Source organism: Protofrankia sp. Cr2 (assembly GCF_963555885.1).
Lineage (GTDB): Bacteria > Actinomycetota > Actinomycetes > Frankiales > Frankiaceae > Protofrankia.
Genome location: NZ_CAUVXG010000036.1, coordinates 17,767 through 41,378 on the forward strand (window position 1 = coordinate 17,767; position 23,612 = coordinate 41,378).

Below are 23,612 nucleotides of genomic sequence, written 5' to 3' on the forward strand. Positions count from 1 at the left end.
CCTACGACACCGCTTCGCACTGCCGTAGGACCCTGCTCGCCTTCCGCCTTGCCGGGAACCACCTGGACGCGGCTCGCTGTCCGAACCCAAGATTCAAAACGGGCTCTCAGGCCGTGCAAATGCACGTACTTCGTGCGAAGGATATAGCACGGGCATCCGCACGTGCATCTGTACGGTGCGAATAACTTTAGGCGATGAAATATTGACGGACCGTATGCTACGATCGCAAAATCTGCGTAGTCTGCTACGTAAAGAATTGTATTGATGGCTAAGAGCGCCCGACAAGAGGGGCGCGGGTCAAGGAGCGGGGCTGGGGCGGGTAGATCGCGAGGTGCGGCACCGGAGGGAGGCACCGGAGGTGTTGGGTGTCGACCGACGGAGCCGGGGTACCGGGCGCTCTTCGGGAACGATGTGAATCTGGTGTTGTGGTAGGAGCATCAGATTCACATCGTTAGGAGCGCTTGGCAGCAGGGGCGTGCCCCAGCCCCGCCAGAACGCAACGGCCTCGTCGAACATCGAGATGATCTCAGGCTCGGTCAGGGGTCCGGTGGCGCGGTGGTCCGGTGGTGCGGGCCACCCACCCGTGGACGCTGCTTCACCTGGTGGCGGGCGACGCCGTATCAACCGCGGGACCATATGATAGTCACCGCGTATGAGAACGAATCCGTCGCGGGATATTCTTTCCCGCGGATCGACATGGCGGGCGTGTCAGCCCGAAATAGAAGTACAGAGGGGTGGGTCGGAAGACGAAGATTATATGCCGGTGGTCTCCGTCGCCCGGTTCTTCGGGAGTTCAGGCCGAGGCAGACGTGCCGGCTGTGCTGCCCGCCGTCCGATATCAGGTGCCGGTGCCGCCACCTCGGCGTCGCATGTCACCAGCGGTAGGTCCACGCCCCGGTTGGCGGCGAGGCGCAGGAGCTCAGGCAGCAGCGTGGCGAGCACGGCGGCGTCATCGTCGGCCTCATGCGCCCGACGTTGGGGTACGCCCCAGTGGGCCGCGAGGGTCGCCAGTTTCAGATCGGGCAGTTCGAGGTTGAGCTGGCGGGCGAGAACCCGCGTACACAGTCGTCGATCGATCGGCAGGCGCAGGTCGAACCGCCGCGCCTCGGCCGCGATCATCTGCCAGTCGAACATCGCGTTGTGGGCGACGAACACCCGCCCGGCGAGCATGGACACCAGCGGATCGACGATCTGGTCGAACGTCGGGCTGCCGGCGAGTCGCTCACGGGTGAGGCCGTGAATGTGAACCGGTCCAGGGTCGCAACCCGGATCGAGCAAGGTCGACCAGCTGCCTTCGACCGTACCGTCCGTGGCAACGTGGACAACGGCCACCGACAGGACCCGGTGCACACGCGGTGACAAGCCCGAGGTTTCGACGTCCACGACGGCGTATCGGTGCGGGAACACAGCGGCGAACTCACGGCCCGGGACCACGGCGGTTGTCACAGAACGGATCTTGCCGGACCGCCGTGCCGGAACCGCACCCATATGCACATGAGAGAGACAATTCTTACACTGTTGATGGCGTTCGGCAGGTCGGGGATCTGGTCCGGTGCATTGCCGGTGCATTGCCGAGACGTTGCCGTGCCGGTTGCGGCAGGCGCGACAACGTCTCGGACAAACGTCAGGGCTCGTTGCGGCTTACTACTTGCGTCGCCACGGGCCGGTGATCGCGACGGTCAGCCCATCACCCTGGATGTTGGCATACAGCCACTTGCTATCCGGGGAGAAGGTCGCGCCGGCCCATTCGCTGTCGCTGGCGGCGTTACGCGCCAACGGGTACGGGGTACCGTCGTCACCCACGACGATCAGGTAGTTCTCGCCGTCACCGTCCTCACACAGGACGATCGTACCGCCGTAGGGCGAAACGGTGATGTTGTCGGGACCGTCGAAGCGGCCGCCCGGAGCAATCCGGACCACCAGCTCGATCGTGGACTTGCGTGGGTTGAACTCCCAGACCTGGCCCTCGTGCACACCGGCCGCCGCGGACCCGGCCTTGGCGTAGCTGGAGACGATGTAGGCCCTCGTCCGGTCCCAGAAGATTCCCTCGGCCTTGGGTACGTGGGTGACCGCCCCGTCGGCGAACTGCTTGCGGACCGACGTGGTTGTCGCGTCCGGGTCCGGTACGTCCACCCAGGTCACCGCGAGCGTGGTGCCGAGCTCGGTGAACACCGATAGATCGGACGCGCCGGCGGCCTTGAGCGCCTGCAGCTTCCCACCGGCCCGAAGGCTTCCCGGGCCTCCCAGCGGCTTGGCCGGCAGGAAGCGGTAGAGCAGCCCGTACGGCGAGCCCGCGTCCTCGGTGAGGTAAAGAATGCCGGTCTTGGGATCGACGGCGATCGCTTCGTGCGGGTAACGCCCGAGTGCCTTCAGCGGGACGGCTTCGGTGTCGTGCAGGCGCCCGTAGGGGTCGACCTCGAAGACGTAGCCGTGGTTCTTGGTCAGGCGTGCGTTGGTGGCCGGGGTCAGTTCGGTCTCCTCGCACGACAGCCAGGTCCCCCACGGGGTGTTGCCGCCGGCGCAGTTGCGGACCGTACCCGCGAGACTCGCCACCTGTGAGATCAGCTTGTCACCGTCGAGAACGACCGTGGTGGTTCCGCCGGCCGCACCCGGGTCGTACTCCAGTCCTGGCAGGTGCGGTACCGGGTTCGCCGCGCCCGGGGAAAGCTCGTGGTTGCGAACCAGAATGCTGTGGTTGTTCTTCTTGCCGGGGAAGGCGAATGTGCCATCCGGTGCGCCCGGAAGCTTCTCCCCGGTCGGCAGCGTGTCCACGCCGGCGCGGGAGACAACTGTGTAGGTGAATCCTGCGGGAAGGTCGACGATCTTCGCCGGGTCGGGGACGAGTTCCCCGTAGCCGTGGAAGTGGAACGGCTCGGCGGCCGACGCGGTTCCGCTGAAGACCGAGCCGACCGCTCCGGACAGGACGAATCCGAGGCTCGCCGTTCCAGTACCGACGATCGCCTGACGACGACTGACAGACATGGGCATGTGTCCCTCCTTGGAATGCCGAATCCGCACGCTGGCAGGTTGACATGGCCACGAAGCGACACAGGATGGAACGACAGGCGACTACTCGATCGAGGAATTGTGAGAGTCAATGGCCGAACCTGCACGTCACGAAGGCCGCAGCCCGATATCAACGGTTTTGGCCCGGACGGGCCGTCCTCGTGGCGTGGCCGGGGTCACCGTATGTGCGAGGAGGTGACGGTGCGTCGTGGCTGGGTGCGGGAGCGGCGTGCCTGTCGTCCTGCACTCCACCGCGCGGCCCTACGGCGCGGGCTCCCCGGATGTGCGGTCGAACGAGGCTTTCAGGCCGGCGAGGAGGGCGATGGCCCCGGCAGTCGCCGCGTTCGCGAGGATGATCGCCATGTCGCCGTTGAGGAGACCGTAGCCCAGCCACAGACTCACGCCGAGCCCGAGAATCCCGAGATAGATCCAGGAGATGTCCCGCACGGAGCGGGTCCGCCAGGACCGGAACAGCTGCGGCAACCAGCACCCGGTCGTCAGAGCGCCGGCCAACAGGCCCAAGATGGTCATCCATGCCTCTTTCTCGTCGATCCGAGGATATTTCATACTCGGTTGACGAGATATCAGGGAAAGAACCGTTCATAGGGATCATTTCGCATCATTTCAGACGTTGATATCTGTGACGATCTGATCGCTGCCCGTATTCGCTGCGACCTGGACTGATCGTGACCCGATCGGATGCGTCCGTGATCGATCGGACCCACCTCGCGTCCCCACCGCCACTTGCATTCACGTGGTGTGCATACTGTTACCCTTCGGTGTCGTTGTCGCCCGTCGGGACTCGGAGTAGATCTGTGCACATATCTCGCGGGAATCGATCACAGCGGTTGTCTCGCCTCGTGTTGTTCACCGCCGTGTGCGCTCCCCTGTTGGCTGGATGTGGCAGCGGTGTGGCTTCGTCTAAGTCGCCGTCCGGTCAGCCAAGCGCGCCGGCGCTCGGGTCCCCGGCGTCCCCGGCGTCCCCGGCCACGGTGCCGCCAGGCGCAGCACCGTCGTCTCCGGTCGAAACCCCGCCGGCGTCGCCGCGGAACGTCTACGCGTTCGACGGGGCAAACCAGTTCAGCCCAGCCGTCCGCAATGCCAGGACGCTCGTCTACGTTCCGAACAGCGACAGCAATACCGTTGATGTGATCGATCCGGCGACTTTCACGGTGATTGATCACTACGTGACCGGTGCTCGTCCCCAGCACATCGTCCCATCCTGGGATTTGTCAACCCTGTACGTCACCAACAACGACGGAAACAGCCTGACCCCGATCGACCCGACCACCGGGAAGATCAATGGGTCGAATATTCCCGTTGCCGATCCCTACAACATGTACTTCACCCCGGACGGGAAGTACGCGGTGGTCGTCGCCGAGGCACTGGAACGACTGGACTTCTACGATCCGCACACCTGGCAGCTGCGCACGCAGTTGAAGGTCGACTGCCCCGGTGTCGACCACATCGACTTCGCCGCTGACGATTCGTTTCTTGTCGCCACCTGCGAGTTCTCCGGCAAGCTCGTCAAGATTGACCTTCGCGGACCGACTGTCATCGGGTACCTGACTATCGGGGGTATGCCGCAGGACATCAAGCTCGATCCACGCGGAGAGGTCCTCTACGTGGCTGACATGATGACCAATGGTCTCCATCTCGTGGATCCGGTTCGCTTCACCAAGATCGGATTTTTGCCGACCGGTAGGGGCGCTCATGGCCTGTATCCGAGTCGGGACGCAACCGTGATGTACGTGTCGAACCGCGGTGAGGGCTCCGTCTCCGTCGTGGACTTCACGACCCGCCAGGTTCGGACCACGTGGCCGATCCGCGGTGGGGGTAGTCCTGACATGGGCGGGGTGTCAGCCGACGGGTCGGTCCTGTGGCTGGCCGGCCGTTACAACAGCGAGGTCTACGCGATCTCGACGAAGGACGGCAACCTGCTCGCCCGGATCAGGGTCGGTCCGGGTCCACACGGCGTCTGTGTCTGGCCCCAGCCGGGTCGTTACTCCCTCGGCCACACCGGCATCCTTCGCTGACCGGTACGAATCTGTTACGACCATTTAGTGTGGGCCCGGGAAATGGTCCCATTCTGAATATGTGAGAGCGGTGCGCGCGACCGGGATCCGGGTTATCTTTCAGATGTCCACGTTGGCTGTCGGCCTGGCGCCCCTTCGGGCCTCCGGCGGCGCGAAGGGAGCTGTGGTCGCGCTGCTTGTGGCTGGCTAGACCCCTGACCCGGTCCGGAGTGATGCACATGCGTGTTTCTTGTCGCCATGGGTTCGTTCGATGAACCGACCCACGGACTGGGCTGCTCTCGATCTGGATGCTGATCCCACGCCGGGGGATCCGTTCTCGGTACGAGAACTGGCGCGGAAGTTCCTGGAGTTCGCCGCCGATGTAGATCATGCCAATGAAAATCTGACGGCGTTAACCAGCTCCTGGGTTGCGATATCATGGCAGGGGCAGTCGGGTACGGCCTTTCGCGACGAGTTGGCTGAGTTCCCCGGGCAGTTACAGAAGCTCGCGAATTCCTATCGGCTGGCGGGGAACGCGTTGAGCGCTTTTAATCCGGATCTTGGCGTGGCCCAGGTGCGGGCCGACAATGCGCTCGCCCGAGGACGGGACGCACGCGCCCGCCGGGACCATGCCCAGACATTGATCGGTCCGGCGCGCATCGCGTTCACCTCCGTGGCGTCGACCGTATCGGAGCTGACCTCGGCGGCCCATGTGTACCCGGCCGACGTTCCCCAGCCCGATCCGGCGGGGGTGGCGCAGGCGATCCGCAACCGCGATACCGTGCGGGCGAAACTCGACCTGGCGCAGAGCTCCGTCGATTCCGCTCAGGATGATCTGGATGCCGCCCGTCGGCTCGCTCTTACCGCGAAGCAGATGCGTGAGGATGCCGCGGAGACCTGCGTGCACGCGATCCGGAGCGCGTCGCATGCGGGCCTGAAAAACAGATCCTGGCATTCGTGGGAAGGATTGCTAGAACGCGCCGGCCGCTTCTGGCATGCTGCCGTCCGCGTCGCAAAAATCAGCGTCGCAGTCCTGGGTATCGTTGTACTGATCGTCGGCGGACCGCTGGCATGGGTCATCTTCGCCGCCGCACTCGTCGTCCTCGCTAACACCCTTATGGAATACGCCGCGGGTCGGGCATCCCTGTGGGACGTTCTGTTCGCCCTGGCCGACTGCATCCCGGGTCCGGTCGGCCTGACCACCACGGCCGGCGCAGCCCGAGCCGTCCGGGGCGCCAGGCAGTCGTGGCGTGATGGCCGGATATTCGCCCGGATCTCACCGGCCGCCGGGCGTACTCGCCTGGCGGCGATGACCGCGAGCCTCCGCGGTGGTCGCGCCCGGACCACTATCGTGCTGAGACGGCTGCTGCCTCGCGGCATTCACAGGGTGGCGAAAGACACCTTCGCCGTCACCGGTCCGGGTGAACGCGTGGCTGCTCGGCCTGCTGATCTGGACGACGCACTTAGATCTTCCGGTAATAGGGATGTGGATCAAGAAGTGGGGCTGGGGCGCGTAGATCGCGAGGCAGAGGAGGCCCAGGTAGAAGATGCCACGATGGTTGTCGACGGATGGATGCACAAGTGGGCACGGGAGGGGGAGGGGCGGTAGGCATGAGCGGTGTGCGGAGATCGACGCCTGATTCGTCAACGCCGGGCGGCTCAGAATCCACCCCCCGGCGCGGTTGAGGCCGCTGAGGTTCTGGGTACTTCCGTCGATTCGGACGCGACCGCGGAGGCTCTCTGTCGCGTCGTATGCCAGGGCCAGGGCCAGGGCCAGGGCCAGGGCCAGGCTGGCGCCTGGTGTCGCCTGATTATGATCAGATTTGTGCTGGTTGACCGAAACCCGATGGATGCGCTGGTTGAGGAGGTCCTCACCACTTATGATCTTGGAGCTGTACCAACCGTAAGCCTCCTGTGCGTCTCGGAGAACGTCACCTACCAGGTGGAGGATCCTGCAACGGGCCGTCGTTGGGCGTTGCGGCTGCACCGACCCGGCTATCATCGGCTTGAAGAGATCACTTCCGAGCTGCTCTGGACACAGGCGCTTCGGCGTAACGGCGTGGTGGATACGCCGCGGGTCGTACCGACCCGTCATGGTGGCGTGGTGGCCATGACCGCGCGTGACCCAGTCAGCTCGGATCTGCGCACCCAACCGCGCTATGCGGTGCTGTTCGACTGGGTGGCGGGATCGTCGCCGGAGCCATCCGATGTTGTGGGCCTCATGCAGGGGTTCGCCGTACTCGGCGAGATCGCGGCCCGGCTTCATCACCATGCTCGTGTCTGGCGGCCGCCGAGCGGCTTCACCCGGTTCGAGTGGACGTGGCGAACGACTCTGGGAGCGGACGGTCGGTGGGGTAGCTGGCAGGACGGCATGCGCGCGGCCGTCGGCATGGAACGGGGCGGTACGCCAGAGGCGGACCCGGCTGGTGTTGCCGTCTTGACCCGGGCCGCCCGCGAGATCCGTGGCAGGCTTGAGCGGTTCGGTCGTGGCGCGGACCGGTTCGGGCTTGTCCACGCTGACATGCGGCTGGCGAACCTGCTGGTGAACGGGCAGCCGGATGAGCTCACAGTCATCGACTTCGACGACTGTGGGTTCACCTGGTACCTTTATGATCTTGCTGCGTCTCTGTCGTTCATCGAACATCTACCAACGGTTGGTGACCTGGTGGATGCCTGGCTCACCTCCTACCGGCGGCACCGGCCGGTATCCGCCGACGAGGAGGCGATGGTGGCGACCTTCATCATGCTCCGTCGGCTGTTGTTGGTTGCCTGGCTGGGTTCGCATCCGGAGGCTGACGCGGTGGACAGCGTGACGCGGTACGCCGCGGCCTCGTGTGATCTTGCCGATGACTACCTGAGCGGAAGGCCTTGATGCGCCGCTACCGCCAGCGGTCAGGTGGTTCCCGATCAGGTCGGCTGGGCCAGACAACGCGACACCCGCACGCCGTTGTGACCCCATCGTTTCCCTGTGTAGTACCGGAAAGGTAGCGTCAGGCTACGTGGAAGGCGTCACCCGACAGGCCAGAATGGCTTCACCGCTGGGTCCGTTGCTGCTGGTCGGTGACGACGTGGCTCTGCGTGCGATCCACATGAACGAGCCGGATGCCGGCCCGCCGTGGTTGGACGGTCTCGAGTCCGATCCGGTTGCTTTCCGTGATGTGATCGAGCAGCTCGAGGCATACTTCATGGGTGACCGGGTCACCTTCGACGTACCGCTGCATCCGGTCGGCACACCGTTCCAACAGGCGGTGTGGGCGGCCGTGGCAGCTATTCCCTATGGTACGACCCGTAGCTATGCCGAGATCGCCGCAGCGATCGGACGGCCGTCGGCCTTCCGTGCGGTTGGGCTCGCCAACGGTCGCAATCCGCTTCCCATCGTTGTCCCGTGCCATCGGGTGATCGGTTCGAGTGGGGCGCTGACCGGGTACTCCGGTGGTATAGGTCGAAAGCGGCACCTTCTCGACCTTGAGCGTCGGACCCTTGCCCGCGGCGGTCACCTGAGCCCGGGTCAGTGCCATCCTGGCCCGAATAGATCAGGCAAGGCTGCCGGCCGGCGCGGGTGACGAACAGACCCGCCGTGCCGCGTCTCCTCATCATTTTCGTTACGTGATGCAACGTTTTAGGGTGCCTACGTAATTATTCGATCATGGTCTTTGTCGCGCGCCCGGCGGCCCCGTGGGAGCCTGTGGGCTGAAGGGTGCGCGATCATGGTCTTTGTCGCGCACTCGGCGGCCCCGTGGGAGCCTGTGGGCTGAAGGGTGCGCGATCATGGTCTTTGTCGCGCACCCGGCGGCCCCGTGGGAGCCTGGTACCTCAGCTGGAGGCCCGGGATGCGTGCCCCTACGAGGTGCTTGTAGCATGGATTTTTACGGATAGCATCCGATCAACTACCCAATGATGACACAACTACATCCTGAAGCTGTGTTGTCTTCATGTGTCGATGGTGGCCGATGGGCGCGTGATCGCCAGTGTCCACGGGGTACCGTGCTTGGACGCGGTTCGGGCGATGTCGCCAGGGGCGCCCATACTGCACCAACAAACGCTTCAAGTAGCGAGTTCGCTACTATCAGTAGATGCTGCGCGGTTCCGGTCGCGGATAGCCCGAGCGCGGGAGGAGGAATGTTGGTCGACGACAGCCGGGCGTTGCTCACCAACGTCGACAGCGGGACCCAGTTGGCGATCCCAGGCGCCCTGGTACTCCTTCCGACATCCGATTCCGGGACGCCGGTGGCGGATCGCCCCGCCTGGCAGCGTGCGGTGCTGCGTTCATGTCTCCCACGTGCCGCGAAGCTCGTCGCGCTGGCTCTCGCCAGCCACGCGGTGGACGTGACGGCGACCTGCGAACCCGTCCACCCGTTGCTGCCCGGACCCGCCGCGGTCTGTTCGCCCGGACTCGTGACGCTGTCCGCCGAGACCGGTTACAGCCGCACCCATGTGCAACGACAGATCCGGTTGTTGCGCGACCTCGGCTGGTTGATCGGCCTGGCCCGCCCGGCCGCTCGCCGACCCGCAAGTTTCGCGTTGAGCATGTCCGACTCGGTCCGGACGACCGCATCCGCCGCACCGGCCCCAGTCATGCCGACCGCCGCAGCCGCCCCAGCCGCCGACGGATCGGCCCGGCGTGCCCCCGCCCCGGTCGGTGCCGGCATACCCGACAGCTCCGGGCCGTCGCCGCGTCAGGCCGGCGCACGGCCTACCTCGGATCGCCCGAGTGCCGCCGCCCGGCGCCGGTCCCGCGTCACCGGTACGGCTATGGCTAAGGCACTGAAGGTCATCGGGAACCTTTCAGCGGTTACATCCGGCCCTGAATCAGCGCAAGAAGGATCAGGGTCCCCCATCGCCGCGGCGGCACCGGTTGCACCATCGCCTACCGTCGGCGTGCCTACCGTCGGCGTGCCTGCCGCTGGCGTGCCTACCGCCGGCGGGGGCGAACCGGACCTGCCCGTTGTGGCAGAGCGCACTGTTGCCGACGCCGCCGGCCAAGTCGTCGCAACGCTGGCCTGTGCGATGCGGCGCGATCCGGAGAGTCTCACCGTCGCCGGCGACCAGCTCACCCGCATTCTGACCGTCGGTTTGTGGAGCGCGGCGGAACTGGCCATGCATCTGGTGGACACCATCGGACCGAGCCTCGGAGTCGGGCGGGTCGATGATCCCGTGGATCACCTGCTTCGGCGTTTGGACCATCTGCCCGCTTCTGCGTCGGAGTGCCTGTGCCGGTCCTGCCGTTCATGGGTCACCGTGCCGGCCGCCGCTGCGCAGGGGGCTCCGTCCGCCGTCGCGGCGGAACGGACAGCTCCCGTCAGCCTGCCGGGGCTTGCGGCGATCGAGCAGGCAGCTGCCGCCGGCGCCGCGCAGTCTCGCGTACATCCCGAGCGGACCAGCGGCGCGGCGTAGCTCGTCGCACAGCCGGTCTGCTCGCCGGGCGCTCTTAATCGGATGAGGGCGCACCCGCCGCGGCGTGTTGCCTGCGGCGTTGAGGCGACGATGATGGGATACCGGGGGGCGTTCGGACCTGGGCGTTCGGACCTGGGCGTTCGGACCTGGGCGTTCGGGAAACGCGGCGGGAGCGGGCATGTTCAGGGGCAACGCGACACGGGTGACCAGGGCACGCCCGAGCACAGCTGCGGGCGGGGGCACGCAGCGCACGGAAGCGGAGAGTAAGGAAGCGGAGAGTAAGGAAGCGGAGAGTACGACGGAGGAGCGGGCCGCACGGATCACCCCCGCGTGCCGTGAGAGCGAGGAGCAGGCCGTCGACGTGATTGTCATCGGCTCTGGTTTCGGTGGGAGCGTCGCGGCTCTCCGGCTTGCGGAAAAGGGTTATCGCGTCATTGTTCTGGAGGCTGGACGGCGATTCAACCCGGATTCTCTACCGCGGACGAACTGGAACATCCGCCGCTATCTCTGGGCACCTCTAATAGGTTGCCACGGATTTCAGAAAATTACCATGCTCGGCCGCGTTCTGGTTCTTTCCGGCGCAGCCGTCGGCGGTGGATCGGTGGTTTACGCGAACACGCTCTACCGCCCGTTGGATGCCTTCTACACCGACCGCCAATGGGGTCATATCACCGACTGGCGTCACGAGTTGGCGCCCTACTACGATCAGGCTGAAAAAATGCTCGGGATGGTGTCCAACCCGACGGTCACCCATGCCGACGAGATATATCGGGCGGTCGCCGATGAAATGGGCGTCGGCCATACCTTCCGGCTGGCGGATGTGGGCGTCTTTTTCGGCCGGGCCGGCGGCAAGGAGCCCGGTGTCGAGGTCGCGGATCCCTACTTCGGTGGCGTCGGGCCCACCCGCACCGGCTGTCGTGAATGTGGTGAATGCATGACCGGCTGTCGCTGGAACGCTAAGAACACCCTTGACTACAATTATCTCTACCTGGCTGAGAAGCTCGGCGTCCAGGTTGTTCCCGACACTCAGGTCGACGCTGTCCGTCCGCTGCCTGCCGGCGGGTATGAGGTCAGTACGGTCCGCACAGGAGCCTGGTTCCGTCGGGGCCGACGGACGTGGCATGCAGGCCAGGTCGTGTTCGCCGGTGGAGTGCTCGGCACTGTTCGGCTCCTGCTCGCCATGCGGGATACCGGCGTGCTGCCGGCGCTGTCGCCCCGGGTCGGCGAGCTTACCCGCACGAATTCAGAATCAATCATCGGAGCCACCAGATTCCGACCGGACAGCCGGATCACCCGCGGGGTGGCGATCACGTCCTCGTTCTACCCGGCCGCGGACACCCATATCGAGCCGGTCCGTTACGGCCGGGGTAGTAACGCGATGGCCCTGCTGGCTACTCTCATGACCGACGGCGATCATCGGATGCCGCGATGGGTCATGTTCGTGCGTGCGGCGCTGCGGCATCCGTTGTCACTGCTGTCGGCGCCGCTGCCGTGGCGATGGTCGGAACGTGCCATGATTTCACTGGTCATGCAATCGCGGGACAATTCGCTGACCGTCACCCGACGGCGGGGTCTGTTCGGCCGTGCCAGACTCACCAGCAGACAGGGCCACGGTGAGCCGAACCCAAGCTGGATTCCGGCCGGCAATGACGCGACCAGGCGCATCGCCAGGCGTATCGGCGGGTTTCCCGGTGGCACGCTCACGGAGGTTTTCGACATTCCGTTGACCGCGCATATCCTCGGCGGCGCCCCGATCGGGGATTCGCCGGCCAGCGGGGTCATTGATCCGTACCAGCGAATCTTCGGATATGACGGCCTGCATGTCGTGGACGGCGCGGCGGTCGCGGCCAACCTGGGGGTCAATCCGTCACTGACGATCGTGGCGCAGGCCGAACGGGCGATCTCGCTGTGGCCGAACAAGGGTGAACCCGACCAGCGCCCAGCGATCGGGGCACCGTACGAGCGGGTGCGCCCGGTGCGCCCGGTGCGCCCGGCCGTGCCGGAGCACGCTCCAGCCGCCTACACCGTCGGCCTTTCTGATCACGCCCTTCCTGTGCCTGCGGTCACTAACCGTCATCTGCCAGGAGGGTAAGAGCGCCCGGCACCATGGGTATGGATCAAGGTGCGTGCCCCGGCCCCGCTCCTTGATCCACTCCCCTATTGCCGACCACTAAGGCTTGTCCGAACGATCGGGTTTCAGGCTTGGTGGAGATGGCGCCGCTCCCGTGGTCGGCTGGCCGGTTGCTATCGGCCGCAGGGCCGTCCGGACGGCGGCTGCGGCGGCCGCTCCGGCACCGATCAGGACGAGGGTCATGACGCTGCGGTGCCGGCGGCGGTGGACCCGCTCGAGCTGGTGCTCGGCCTTGACCAGCCGCTTCTCCAGCACGGCCTGCGCCTCCTCCGCATGCAGGCGGGCTTTCGCCTCCCGCTTGACGGCACGGCGGGATCGGGCCTTCGTCAGCTGGAGGTCGGTGGCGCCTCGTGCGCGTTGCGCGGACAGTTCTGCCGCCGACCGGGCGCCGCGGACCCGTCGGCTGACCCCGCCGGACGCGGTTGCCAGCTCGTCTTTCACGTTCGCGGCCTTGTGACCAACTACGTTTCCCATCAGAGCGACCCGGCCGGCCCGATCGGACCGCCCGATGCGGTTGATGCCTGTCGGGATCCCGCGCAGGGGTATGTGCTCAGCCATGTGCGGACGTTTCGCCGTCAGTCCGGAGCTCATCAGCTTCTCCTTGTCCACCGGGTGCCACGGTTTGCTTGTGCGGCCCTACCCACAGTCTCGCGTGCTGCAACACGTATGCGGACGGTGGTGGTTGTTCCACTTCTGGCGGATGTAGGTGCATCCCGATAGTGCTCCGGGGACTGCGGCCTCCGGGCGCGCGATCTGACAATCGTCGCACGCCCTTTGGCCCTCTCGGCGTCTGCTGGGGTGCCCCCGACGCATACGATCGGCGGAGTATCGAGACCACGGCGGTCGTTGGACCCGCGGTGCGACATCCGCAGCTACCGGCGATCAGCCACTACCGACACGACGGAAGAGAAGGCTCATGGCCGAGGAGCTGTACGCCACGCTGAAGACGACTCAGGGTGACGTTGAGATTGTGCTGTTCGAAAACCACGCGCCCAAGACGGTCGCGAACTTCGTCGGTCTCGCCACCGGCACGCGGGAGTGGACCGACCCGCGGACGGGCGAGAAGCAGACGACTCCCCTGTACGACGGAACGATCTTTCACCGGGTGATTCCGGATTTCATGATCCAAGGCGGTGACCCGTTGGGCAGCGGCCGCGGCGGCCCAGGCTACAAGTTCGCCGACGAGTTCCACCCGGACCTGCGTTTCTCCCGCCCCTACCTGCTCGCGATGGCGAACTCAGGCCCGGGTACCAACGGTTCCCAGTTCTTCATCACGGTGGCGTCGACGACCTGGCTGGACCGCAAGCACACGATCTTCGGTGAGGTCACGCGCGGCACTGAGATCGTGGACGCGATCAGCAAGGCGTCGACGGGTGCCCAGGACCGCCCCGCCACCGACATCGTGGTGCGCCAGGTCGTCGTCGAACGTCGTACGGCCTGAGCCGGCGCGGGCTGAGGTCGGGGCCGGCGTGATGAGCTCACCCTGGTCGGAGCCGGACGGCGGTGCCGCCGCCTCGGAAGGCGGGCCCGCCGGTCCCGGTCAGTCGGCTGGACGGCGATCGGAGTCCGAGGGTTGGCGTCCCGTGGTCGGGCAGCCTGGTCCGGCGGATGGCTGGACGCCCGCCGCCCAGCCTGCGGGCGGCCCGCCGGGACGCGGCAGCGAACATCCGATCGTCCCGCGCTGCTACCGACACCAGGATCGCGAGACGTACGTGTCCTGCCAGCGGTGCGGACGCGCGATCTGCCCCGACTGCATGCGTCCCGCGGACGTCGGGTTCCACTGCCCGGACGATGCCGGCGCGCACGGTGGCCGCGCCGGTGGTTCCTCCCGGCGACCGGTCACCCGGCTTGGCGGACGGGCGGTGCAGGGACGTCCCGGGCTGGTCACCCTGGTGCTCATCGGGATGTGCGTGGTCGCGTTTGTGCTGCAGGGACTACCGGGGCTCAGCGGCGGTGTCGACCACGCCTTCACCCAGGACTTTGCGCTCAGCGGGCAGGCCATGGAGGTCAACGGCGAGTACTACCGGTTACTGACCGCCGCGTTCCTGCACGTGAACATCCTGCACATCCTGCTCAACATGTACGGGCTCTACCTGCTCGGATACCAGCTGGAGCAGATTCTCGGCCGTGTGCGCTACCTTGCGCTGTTCGTGGTGTGCGCCATCGGTGGTAACACGCTCAGCTATTTGATCAATGGTTGGAGCACCTACTCGGTCGGGGCGTCCACCGCGGTGTTCGGGTTCTTCGCCGCGTACTACGTGATCGCCAGGCGGCTGCAGGCGGACACGTCGGCCATCCTCGTCGTCGTCGGCATCAATCTGGTTATCAGTTTCACCATCAGTGGGATCGACAAGTGGGGGCACATCGGCGGTCTCGTGACCGGTCTGGTGGTCGGCATGGCGTACGCCTACATCCCACCGCGCCGGGTCTGGCTGCAGGCGATTGCCGTGGGCGGCGTTCTCGCCGCCCTGCTTGTGGCCGCGGTTGTAGGCGTATGACGCGGGTATGAGGGAGGCCCGGTGGTGCGCACCTGATGCTCGCCGCCGGCGCCTGGCGCCGGCGTTCGTACGTGTAGCGGATGTGTCAGCCGTGGCGGCGGCGGACCGCCTCCACAGCCGCGGCGACCCGTTCGGGTTCGGTGCCGAGCTGGCGACGGCTCAGTAGCAGGGGGCCGTCGAGCGTCTCGACGGTGAGAACGCGTATGTGCACGCCGCGACGGTTGTGGGTCAGGGTGTCGGCCCGTACCCGCAGGACAGCGGCCCAGGGTAGATGCAGCCGGCGGATCCCGTCCACCAGGTCGATACCACCGTCGTCCACCCGAAGTGCTGGCCGGGCGAGGGCGTCCCGCACAGCCAGCACGATCAGGCCGGCCCCGCCGATCCCCACCAGGAGGCGGCCCGGACCGTCCAGCGAACCAAGCCGGAACGCGAGCGCGTCGACGGCCACGACCGCGAGCACCGCCATGCCGGTCGTCGCGTAGAAGATCACTCGCCACCATGGCGGTGACCAGGCGTGGGCATCGATGATCCCGCACGCACCGGATTGGTCGGCACCGGATTCGTCGGCACCGGATTCGTCGGCACCGGATTGGTCGTCCCGCATGTCACCCAGCACAGTACATCCCGACCACCGGCTGGCCGGCCTGGTCGGGCGCGGGATCCCGGCCTCCGTCCGTGGGCGCGGCCTGCGCGGTCCTCATCCTCACGGCGGTTACTATCCGCTGTCTTGCTGTCGCGTCAGATGACGGCCTGTCCGATGTTCGGCGCCTCCCGTCTGGTGGGGTGCGTGGACGGAGAAGGAGAGTGAACGTGCAATCCTCACCGACGAGGCGTGGCAGTACGAGCCCGTTCCCACCCATCGCCGAGTACGCCTTCCTCTCCGACTGTGAGACCACCGCTCTGGTCGCGCCGAGCGGCAACATCGAGTGGATGTGCCTGCCACGGCCGGACGCTCCGTCGGTCTTCGGCGCGATCCTTGACCGGTCCGCAGGCGGCTTCCGGTTCGGGCCTGACCGGACGATGATCCCAGCTGGGCGTCGTTACCTGCCGGGTACCAATATTCTTGAGACGACCTGGCAGACGCCGAACGGCTGGCTCATCGTCACCGACTGTCTGATTGTCGGACGTTGGCACCGCACAGCGCAGCGGTCCAACACCCACCGGCGCACGCCGACTGACTGGGACGCCGAACATGTCCTGCTCCGGCTTGCCCGCTGCGAGCACGGCTCGGTCGACCTGACGTTGCTGTGCGAGCCGAATTTCGACTATGGCTGCCGTCCGGCAGGCTGGGCATATGAGGCTGCGGACTACGGCAGTGCTGTGACCGTGAGCAATGGGAAGGAGGCGCAGTCAGGCCATACCGACCCCCATGCCGGGCTGCATGCCGACCTGACCCTGCGACTGCGTACCGACCTGCGCCTGGGCTTCGACGGCCGCCGGGCGCATGCCCGCACCACGCTGACCGAAGGCGGAACCGCGTTCGTGGCCCTGACCTGGCGGGCAAGCGACCCGTTCCTGCCGGGTAGCTACGCGGAGGCGGTGGCGGCGGTGGCCCGGACAACCGCGTTCTGGCGGCAGTGGCTCTCGCGTGGCGTCTTCCCGGATCACCCGTGGCGTCAGCATCTGCAGCGCAGCGCGCTGGCGCTCAAGGGCCTGACCTACGCCCCGACCGGTGCGCTGCTCGCGGCGTCCACCACATCGCTGCCGGAGACGCCGCAGGGTGAACGCAACTGGGACTACCGGTACAGCTGGATCCGTGACTCCACGTTCACTCTGTGGGGTCTCTACACCCTGGGCCTCGATTCCGAGGCGAATGACTTCTTCTCGTTCATCGCGGACGTCTGCGAGAACGGCGACGACCTGCAGATCATGTACGGGGTCGGTGGTGAAAGTCGGTTGAATGAACGTGTTCTGGGGCATCTGTCCGGCTATGAGGGGGCCTTTCCGGTCCGGGTCGGCAATGCCGCGTTCTCTCAGCGTCAGCACGATCTCTGGGGTGCGATCCTCGACTCGGTCTACCTCCATACCCGGTCACGGGACTACCTGTCCGAACGCCTGTGGCCGGTGCTGGTCAAGCTGGTCGACACCGCAGCCGAACACTGGCAGGAGCCCGATTGCGGCATCTGGGAGGTGCGTGGGCAGTTGCGGCACTTCACCTCCTCGAAAGTGATGTGCTGGGTTGCCGTCGACCGGGGCCGGCGGCTGGCGGCGATGCGCGGGGACGCGAAGACCGCGGACCGTTGGGCTGCTGTTGCCGACGAGATCCATGCCGACGTGTGCGCGCATGGTCTCGACGAGCGGGGGGTGTTCACCCAGTGCTACGACGCGACGGCGTTGGACGCCTCGCTGCTGCTCATGCCGTTGCTGGGATTCCTGCCGCCGGAGGATCCGCGCGTGCGGGCCACCGTCCTCGCGATCGCCGCGGAGCTCACGGTCGACGGTCTGGTCCTGCGGTATCGGGTCGAGGAGACCGACGACGGACTCGTGGGGGAGGAGGGCGCCTTCCTCATGTGCTCGTACTGGCTGGTGTCCGCCCTGGTGGAGATCGGCGAGGTGGTCGCCGCGCGGCAGCACTGCGAGCGGCTGCTGAGCTTCGCCAGCCCGCTGGATCTCTACGCCGAGGAGCTCGACCCGAGCACCGGCCGGCATCTGGGAAACTTTCCGCAGGCATTCACTCACCTGGCCCTCATCAACGCGGTCATGCATGTGATTCGGGCCGAGGAGGGTTCAGGGGCCACCGGTCTCCCACCGGCGCCCCTCGATCCTGCTGTCCCTTGAGCCCGGTCCGGCGCTTCCGGGCTCCTCTCCCGGTGAGTTTCCAGTGGTTTTCGGTCGTTTTATAGTGATCGTGCGATAACTTCATGGTCACTCAGAGGTGACCTGTGGTGACGATCGGCGGATTGCAGGTGCAAGCGGCGGACCACCGCAGCGCGATATCCACATTGTGGACAACTGTTGGGGATGAATGACAGCCATGGAACTCTTTGGTGGCACTACCAGTACGCACTACCGCCACTGGGTTGCCACTCCAAGGCCAGCCACGACAAAACTAAACCCAATCAGGATGTTCCAGGGGCCAAGACTGTCCAGTCCGGGGACGCTGCCGTTGGAGAAGTAGTAGACCAATAGCCAGATGATTCCGATCACGAAGAGCGCCAGGATCATCGCGCCCACCCACGGCGGAGACGGCGGCTTGCGCTTGCGGACCTGGGCGACCTGCGGTGGCGACGTGGTCGACTTCTTCTTGCGACGCCGGGAAACGGGCACTTCGAGGCTCCTTGGGGACCGTGACGACCTTCGTGGGCTGGCCGGAGTCATCTCTCGCCGAGGGTATCGGCCGGGATACTACGGACCACCTGTCCCACAGGGTAGACAGGCCCGCGGCCACGCCGGACCGAACGGGCCATTGCACGTGCGCCCAGCCGGCCGGGCACGGCCTCGAGGCCGTGCCGAGCCGGCTGGCCGGACGGCGCACAGCCCACCGGCGACTGCCCGGCCCCCGCGGAGAGCACCTCCGCTGACGCCCTACCCGCCGCATCCCTGTCGCCGGGCGCCCTGAGCTGTTTTCCGTTCGTTTCCTTGCCAGAATGATGCCCAACCGTAAGAGCGCCCGGCCCCGCGACGCCGCGTCCCCTATTGCCGGTCGCTCTGAACCGACGAGGAGTGTGCCCGCGATGCCAGGTCGATCGACAACCGAGCGGGAGACCGTCATGACTGAAGCCGCCACCTATGCTGGCAGGCCGTGGCACTCGTCGTATGTCGAGGGTGTCCCCAGCGAGGTCGAGATCCCTGATATCACGTTGGGGCAGTTGTTCGAGAATGTCGTGGCCAGATTTCCGACAAGTCCGGCGATCTCCTTCTTCGGTACGACCACGACCTACAGCGTCCTCGACGAACAGGTCGGGGCATTTGCCGGTGGTCTTGCGAAGCTGGGCGTCCGGGCGGGTGACCGGGTAGGGCTGATCCTGCCGAACTGCCCGCAGCACGTGATCGCTTTCCAGGCGGTGGTGCGGCTCGGCGCAATTGTCGCTGAGGCGAATCCCCTCTATACCGAGGCCGAACTGACCCACCAGCTCGTCGACTGCGGAGCGGAGTACGTGATCTGTCTCGACCGGACCTACGCGGCGGTTGAGGCGGCCCGCCGCTCCGGCCGGACCAGGGTGCGGGAGGTCATCTCCACCTCGATTCCGGACTTTTTGCCGAAAAAGGACCAGCTGCTGCTGCGGCTACCCATCGCCAAGGCGCGGCGCAAGCGTGCCGAGATTGTGACGGACCTGCCCGCGGACGCCCGGGCGCATGCATTCCTGGACGTGTTGAGGACCGGTCGGGCCGAGCCGGTGAGCACATCCGTCCAGGCAGCAGCGTCCGACGTCGCCGTCCTGCTGTACACCACGGGAACGACCGGCGTGGCCAAAGGTGCGATGCTGACCCACCGAAATCTCGTCGCGAATGGCGAGCAGGGTCGGGCCTGGATCGTCGACGCCCGCCTCGGCCACGAAGTGATTATTGCGGTGCTGCCGATGTTCCACGCATACGGCATGACGCTGTGCATGATTCAGGGCATGGTGCTCGGTGCGCACGTCGTCCTGCTGCCGAAGTTTGACGTGACCATGGTGTTCGACGCCATCGCCAGGCACCGCCCAACGCTTTTTCCGGGCGTTCCGCCTATTTATCAGGCCCTGTTGGACAACCCACGGGCGCGGAGCGTCGACCTCACCTCGCTGCGGGGCTGCCTGTCCGGCGCGATGAAACTTCCCGCCGATCTTCAGCGGCGTTGGGAGGCCGCGACCGGTATGCCGGTCGTCGAGGGTTACGGCATGACTGAGACGTCACCGTTGACCCACGCCGGTCCGTTGGGAGGTGTGACCCGCCCGGGATGGATCGGGCTGCCCGTCCCGTCCACCGAAGCGAAAATCGTCGACCGGGACGACCACACCCGGGAAGTGCCGGTGGGCGAACCCGGTGAGTTGCTGGTGCGGGGCCCGCAGGTGTTCGCCGGCTACTGGGAGAACCCGGAGGCCACCAAGGGGACGCTGACCGAGGATGGCTGGATCCTCACCGGCGACATCGCGCGGATGGATGCCGAGGGCTGGTTCGAGATCGTCGACCGGAAGAAGGAAATCATTATCGCGGGTGGATTCAACATCTACCCGACCGAGATCGAGGAGGTTCTGTCGGCGATCCCCGAGGTTGCCGAGGTCGCCGTGATCGGCGTCCCGGACGCCTACCGTGGCGAGACGGTCAAGGCATTTCTGGTGCTGCGGTCCGGTGCGTCGCTCACCGTCGACGAGGTGCGGGCACACGCAGCCGAGCAGCTGTCCGCCTACAAGGTTCCCAAGATCATTGAATTTCGGACCGAGCCGCTGCCGAAGATCGGGATTGGCAAGGTCCTGCGCCGGGCGCTGCGGGACGCGGAGAAGGCCGATGCCGAGAAGACCGACACCGGGACGGCCGATACCGAGAAGACCGACACCGCCGACCACTAAGGTCGGGGGATGTCATGGTCGGGCGACGTCAGACCGGGTGACATCATAATGATCGGATGGGGTCCTGGGCGGCTGGCGTCGCCGCGATCCGTCGGGACGTCCGGTCGGTGCCGGGCAGGGGGAGGGGGCAGGTAGATGCGGATCCTGGTTGTTGATAACTACGACTCGTTCGTGTTCAACCTGGTGCAGTACCTCGGCCAGCTCGGCGCGGACAGCGTCGTCCGCCGCAACGACGAGGTCGACATTGACGATCTTGTCACGCTCGGTGTCGCCGGGGTGCTGATATCACCCGGGCCGGGAACGCCGGAGGCGGCCGGGGTGAGCGTCCCGATGGTGCGCGCGTGTGCGGCGGCCGGCGTCCCGATGCTCGGGGTGTGCCTGGGCCATCAGGCGCTCGGGGTGGCCTTCGGGGCCACGGTCGACCGGGCGCCCGAACTGCTGCACGGCAAGACATCGGTGGTCCAGCACTCCGGCACAGGCGTGCTGGCAGACCTGCCGTCACCGTTCGTCGCGACGCGTTATCACTCGCTCGCGGTGGATGCCGCGACGCTGCCGGACGAGATCGAGGTGACCGCGCGTACCGAGAGCGGTGTCGTCATGGCGATGCGACATCGGACCCTGCCGCTGGAAGGCGTCCAGTTCCACCCGGAGTCCGTGCTGACGCAGGGCGGCCACCTGTTGCTGGCCCGTTGGCTGTCGGTTTGCGGGGACGACATGGCGCTGGCGCTGGCGCCGGCGCTGTCAGCAGAGGTCGAAGCTCTGCGTCAGACAGCCTTCGCCTGACGCAGAGCTCGTTGACGTAGCGCTCGTTGACGTAGCGCCCGTTCCTACTGCTGCCCGAATCGCCGGGTACTCGATGATGTCGGGGACGCGTTTGTCGGCGACTGCGACGGTGTCGCGCTCGGGGAGGGCGACGGACTACTGGACGGTGTCGGTGACGGCGTCTGGGTCGGCGTCGCGGTCTCGGTCTGCTGCTGCTGTGCGACATACAGCGTCACGGTCGACGTGCGGTTGACCGAACTGCTTGTGGGCGGGTTCTGGGCGACCACGGTGCCGGTCGGCTGGCTACTGACCCTGGACTGCTGGATCACCTTGAGGCCGTACCCCTCCAAGGTGGCCTTTGCCGCGTCGAGCGGTTGGCCCGTCACGTCCGGGATGGTGATCTGCTGGCTGACCACGTTGATGGTGACCGTCTCGCCGGCGGTCACCGATGTTCCGACATCGGGGTCGGCGGACTGGACGTAGCCCGGTTTCAGAGTGGCCGCACCGGTGAAGGAAATCACCTTGGGTGTGAGCCCGGCTGCCTTCAGCTGGGTCATCGCCTCGTTCTGGCTGAGCCCGACCACCGGCGGCACGGTGAGCGCTCCAGGGCCGGCCGAAACGCTGAGGGTGATCTGCACGGTTTTGGCCACGACGGTGCCCGTAGGTGGATCAACCGCGGTGACCTTGTCCTTCGGCGCATTGTCCTGGACGGTAGTCGACCGGATGTTGGTGAAACCCGCGTTCGTGAGGTTGTTCTCGGCGATGCCCTTGGATTGTCCGATGAGGCCTCCCGGGATCTTCGCCGTGCCGCTGGCGGTGTTGCCGGTCGAGTTGCTCCCGAGGAACTTCGTCGCCATCAACGTGACGACGACGAACACCGCCACCACCGACAGCCCGGCCAGAATGTACTTCCAGGCAGCTGACCGCCGCTCGGACTCGGGTGGTGTTTCGGCGTCGACCGGGCCGCCGTCGATCAGACCGGTGCCACCGCCGCCCGCCCGGTTGTAGCCGCCGGTCTGGTCATAGGCGTTCTGGCCGTAGGCCGTCTTGCCGTAGGGGTCCTCGTAGGAGTCCCCGTAGTAGGCGTCACGATCACGGGAGATCACCTGCGTCCCCGTTGGCGGCCCGGGTGGGTTCATTCGGGTGGCGAGCTGGTCGCCCATGAGCGGTGGCGCGTAGATACGCCGACCGGCAAGAGCACGTTCGAGGTCGTCGCGCATCTCCCCGGCGGTGGAGTAGCGGCGGTCGGGATCCTTTTCCATCGCCTTGAACACGATCGCGTCGGCATCGGGGGTGATGTCGCGGTCATGGGTGGACGGCGGCTGCGGGTTCTCCCGCACGTGCTGGTAGGCGACGGCGACCGGAGAGTCGCCGCGGAACGGCGGCAGCCCGGCGAGCAGCTCGTAGAGCAGTACTCCGGTCGAGTACACATCGCTGCGGGCGTCCACCCGGATCCCGCGCGCCTGTTCGGGCGACAGATACTGGGCAGTGCCGATCACCGCGGCGGTCTGCGTCATGTGGGATGTCGTGGCGGTGGTCGCCCGGGCGATGCCGAAGTCCATCACCTTGACCGAGCCGTCCAGGCAGAGCATCACGTTCGCGGGCTTGATATCCCGGTGGATGATTCCCATCCGGTGGCTGTAGTCGAGCGCGGCGCACACGTCGGAGGTGATCTCCATGGCCCGGCGCTCGGTGAACCGGCCTTCGCGCTGGAGCGCGTCGCGCAGGGTGCGTCCCTCCACGTACTCCATCACGATGTACGGAATGGTCATGCCGTTGATCAGATCTTCACCGGTGTCGTAGACGGACACGATCGCCGGATGGTTGAGCGCCGCGGACGACTGCGCCTCGCGTCGGAACCGGGCCAGGAAGGTCTCGTCGCGCGCGAGATCAGCGCGCAGCGTCTTGACCGCGACCTCGCGTCCGAGCCGCACATCGCGACCGCGGTAGACCTCGGCCATACCGCCGTAACCGAGGATCTCGCCCAGCTCGTAGCGCTCACCCACCAGGCGGGGCTCGGTCCCGAACACCTCAGTCACGCCTGCCACCCGTGCTCGCCCTTCCGGTCGTTCCCGGTCACGCTGTCATCGGTGACGATGCCACCCTCGGCCCGAGGCATGTGCACCGCCCAGCTCGGCGGCGGTGCGCTCGTGGCTGACCCGTTGCTCCCCGCGATCGTCCGAGTGATCAACGCAGTGACGGCGACAGTGGCGATCAGAAGGAGAATCAGGACGGGTAGCGACAGCTTTCGTCGGCCCTCGGTCGGCGAGCCACCCCGGCCGCCGTCGGCTCGCCGCCGGGCCGCTGCCCGGCCACCCGC

At 66.4% G+C, this 23,612-nt stretch carries 18 protein-coding genes and 1 pseudogene; 11 read left to right on the forward strand and 8 right to left on the reverse strand.

The window, feature by feature from the left end:
- Window positions 1-753 precede the first annotated feature (753 nt).
- From U9978_RS16275 to U9978_RS16285, 3 genes are all read right to left on the reverse strand, one after another.
- Complete coding sequence (locus tag U9978_RS16275; protein ID WP_322761984.1) at window positions 754-1,446, reverse strand: exonuclease domain-containing protein; 693 nt, start codon at window positions 1,444-1,446, stop codon at window positions 754-756.
- A 198-nt stretch (window positions 1,447-1,644) separates the two neighbouring features.
- Window positions 1,645-2,982, reverse strand: coding sequence for an alkaline phosphatase PhoX (locus U9978_RS16280; RefSeq protein WP_322762005.1), 1,338 nt, complete (start codon window positions 2,980-2,982; stop codon window positions 1,645-1,647).
- Window positions 2,983-3,267: 285 nt separating this feature from the next.
- A complete protein-coding gene (locus U9978_RS16285; protein WP_322761985.1) occupies window positions 3,268-3,537 on the reverse strand; it encodes a SemiSWEET family sugar transporter in 270 nt (89 codons plus the stop codon).
- Window positions 3,538-3,917: 380 nt separating this feature from the next.
- Between U9978_RS16285 and U9978_RS16290 the strand changes: the two genes are divergently transcribed.
- The 6 genes from U9978_RS16290 to U9978_RS16315 all read left to right on the forward strand — a co-directional run bounded on the left by U9978_RS16290 (window position 3,918) and on the right by U9978_RS16315 (window position 12,507).
- Window positions 3,918-5,042, forward strand: a complete 1,125-nt coding sequence (locus U9978_RS16290; RefSeq protein ID WP_322761986.1) for a hypothetical protein — start codon at window positions 3,918-3,920, stop codon at window positions 5,040-5,042.
- A 250-nt stretch (window positions 5,043-5,292) separates the two neighbouring features.
- A complete protein-coding gene (locus U9978_RS16295; RefSeq protein ID WP_322761987.1) occupies window positions 5,293-6,630 on the forward strand; it encodes a putative T7SS-secreted protein in 1,338 nt (445 codons plus the stop codon).
- A gap of 237 nt (window positions 6,631-6,867) precedes the next feature.
- A complete protein-coding gene (locus tag U9978_RS16300; RefSeq protein WP_322761988.1) occupies window positions 6,868-7,893 on the forward strand; it encodes a phosphotransferase enzyme family protein in 1,026 nt (341 codons plus the stop codon).
- Window positions 7,894-8,020: 127 nt separating this feature from the next.
- A complete protein-coding gene (locus U9978_RS16305) occupies window positions 8,021-8,584 on the forward strand; it encodes a methylated-DNA--[protein]-cysteine S-methyltransferase (protein ID WP_322761989.1) in 564 nt (187 codons plus the stop codon).
- A gap of 556 nt (window positions 8,585-9,140) precedes the next feature.
- Window positions 9,141-10,415, forward strand: a complete 1,275-nt coding sequence (locus tag U9978_RS16310; protein WP_322761990.1) for a hypothetical protein — start codon at window positions 9,141-9,143, stop codon at window positions 10,413-10,415.
- A 178-nt stretch (window positions 10,416-10,593) separates the two neighbouring features.
- Window positions 10,594-12,507 carry a GMC oxidoreductase gene (locus U9978_RS16315; protein WP_322761991.1) on the forward strand — a complete coding sequence of 638 codons (1,914 nt, stop codon included), beginning with the start codon at window positions 10,594-10,596 and terminating at the stop codon, window positions 12,505-12,507.
- Window positions 12,508-12,585: 78 nt separating this feature from the next.
- Here U9978_RS16315 and U9978_RS16320 read toward each other — a convergent pair whose 3' ends face one another.
- Window positions 12,586-13,137 (reverse strand): hypothetical protein, encoded by a 552-nt coding sequence (locus U9978_RS16320; RefSeq protein WP_322761992.1) that lies wholly within the window; start codon window positions 13,135-13,137, stop codon window positions 12,586-12,588.
- Between the two features lie 325 nt (window positions 13,138-13,462).
- Between U9978_RS16320 and U9978_RS16325 the strand changes: the two genes are divergently transcribed.
- A complete protein-coding gene (locus U9978_RS16325; RefSeq protein WP_322761993.1) occupies window positions 13,463-13,987 on the forward strand; it encodes a peptidylprolyl isomerase in 525 nt (174 codons plus the stop codon).
- A gap of 142 nt (window positions 13,988-14,129) precedes the next feature.
- On the forward strand, window positions 14,130-15,044 hold the full coding sequence (locus U9978_RS16330) for a rhomboid family intramembrane serine protease (RefSeq protein WP_322761994.1): 915 nt from the start codon (window positions 14,130-14,132) through the stop codon (window positions 15,042-15,044).
- An 85-nt stretch (window positions 15,045-15,129) separates the two neighbouring features.
- Here U9978_RS16330 and U9978_RS16335 read toward each other — a convergent pair whose 3' ends face one another.
- Window positions 15,130-15,648, reverse strand: a complete 519-nt coding sequence (locus U9978_RS16335; RefSeq protein WP_322761995.1) for a PH domain-containing protein — start codon at window positions 15,646-15,648, stop codon at window positions 15,130-15,132.
- Between the two features lie 206 nt (window positions 15,649-15,854).
- On the opposite strand from U9978_RS16335, the gene U9978_RS16340 reads away from it, so the two are divergent.
- On the forward strand, window positions 15,855-17,822 hold the full coding sequence (locus U9978_RS16340; RefSeq protein ID WP_322762006.1) for a glycoside hydrolase family 15 protein: 1,968 nt from the start codon (window positions 15,855-15,857) through the stop codon (window positions 17,820-17,822).
- 228 nt (window positions 17,823-18,050) lie between these two features.
- Here the strand turns inward: U9978_RS16340 and U9978_RS16345 are convergent, their stop codons facing one another.
- Complete coding sequence (locus U9978_RS16345; protein WP_322761996.1) at window positions 18,051-18,311, reverse strand: cell division protein CrgA; 261 nt, start codon at window positions 18,309-18,311, stop codon at window positions 18,051-18,053.
- A 443-nt stretch (window positions 18,312-18,754) separates the two neighbouring features.
- Between U9978_RS16345 and U9978_RS16350 the strand changes: the two genes are divergently transcribed.
- Together U9978_RS16350 and U9978_RS16355 are read left to right on the forward strand one after the other, a co-directional pair.
- Window positions 18,755-20,530 carry an AMP-binding protein gene (locus tag U9978_RS16350; protein ID WP_322761997.1) on the forward strand — a complete coding sequence of 592 codons (1,776 nt, stop codon included), beginning with the start codon at window positions 18,755-18,757 and terminating at the stop codon, window positions 20,528-20,530.
- Window positions 20,531-20,665: 135 nt separating this feature from the next.
- Window positions 20,666-21,313, forward strand: a complete 648-nt coding sequence (locus U9978_RS16355) for an aminodeoxychorismate/anthranilate synthase component II (RefSeq protein WP_322761998.1) — start codon at window positions 20,666-20,668, stop codon at window positions 21,311-21,313.
- Between the two features lie 44 nt (window positions 21,314-21,357).
- Here the strand turns inward: U9978_RS16355 and pknB are convergent, their stop codons facing one another.
- On the reverse strand, window positions 21,358-23,340 hold the full coding sequence (gene pknB, locus U9978_RS16360; RefSeq protein WP_416211003.1) for a Stk1 family PASTA domain-containing Ser/Thr kinase: 1,983 nt from the start codon (window positions 23,338-23,340) through the stop codon (window positions 21,358-21,360).
- Window positions 23,328-23,612 (reverse strand): annotated as a pseudogene (locus tag U9978_RS16365) (hypothetical protein); the annotation flags it as partial. The pseudogene U9978_RS16365 and the gene pknB, both read right to left, overlap by 13 nt.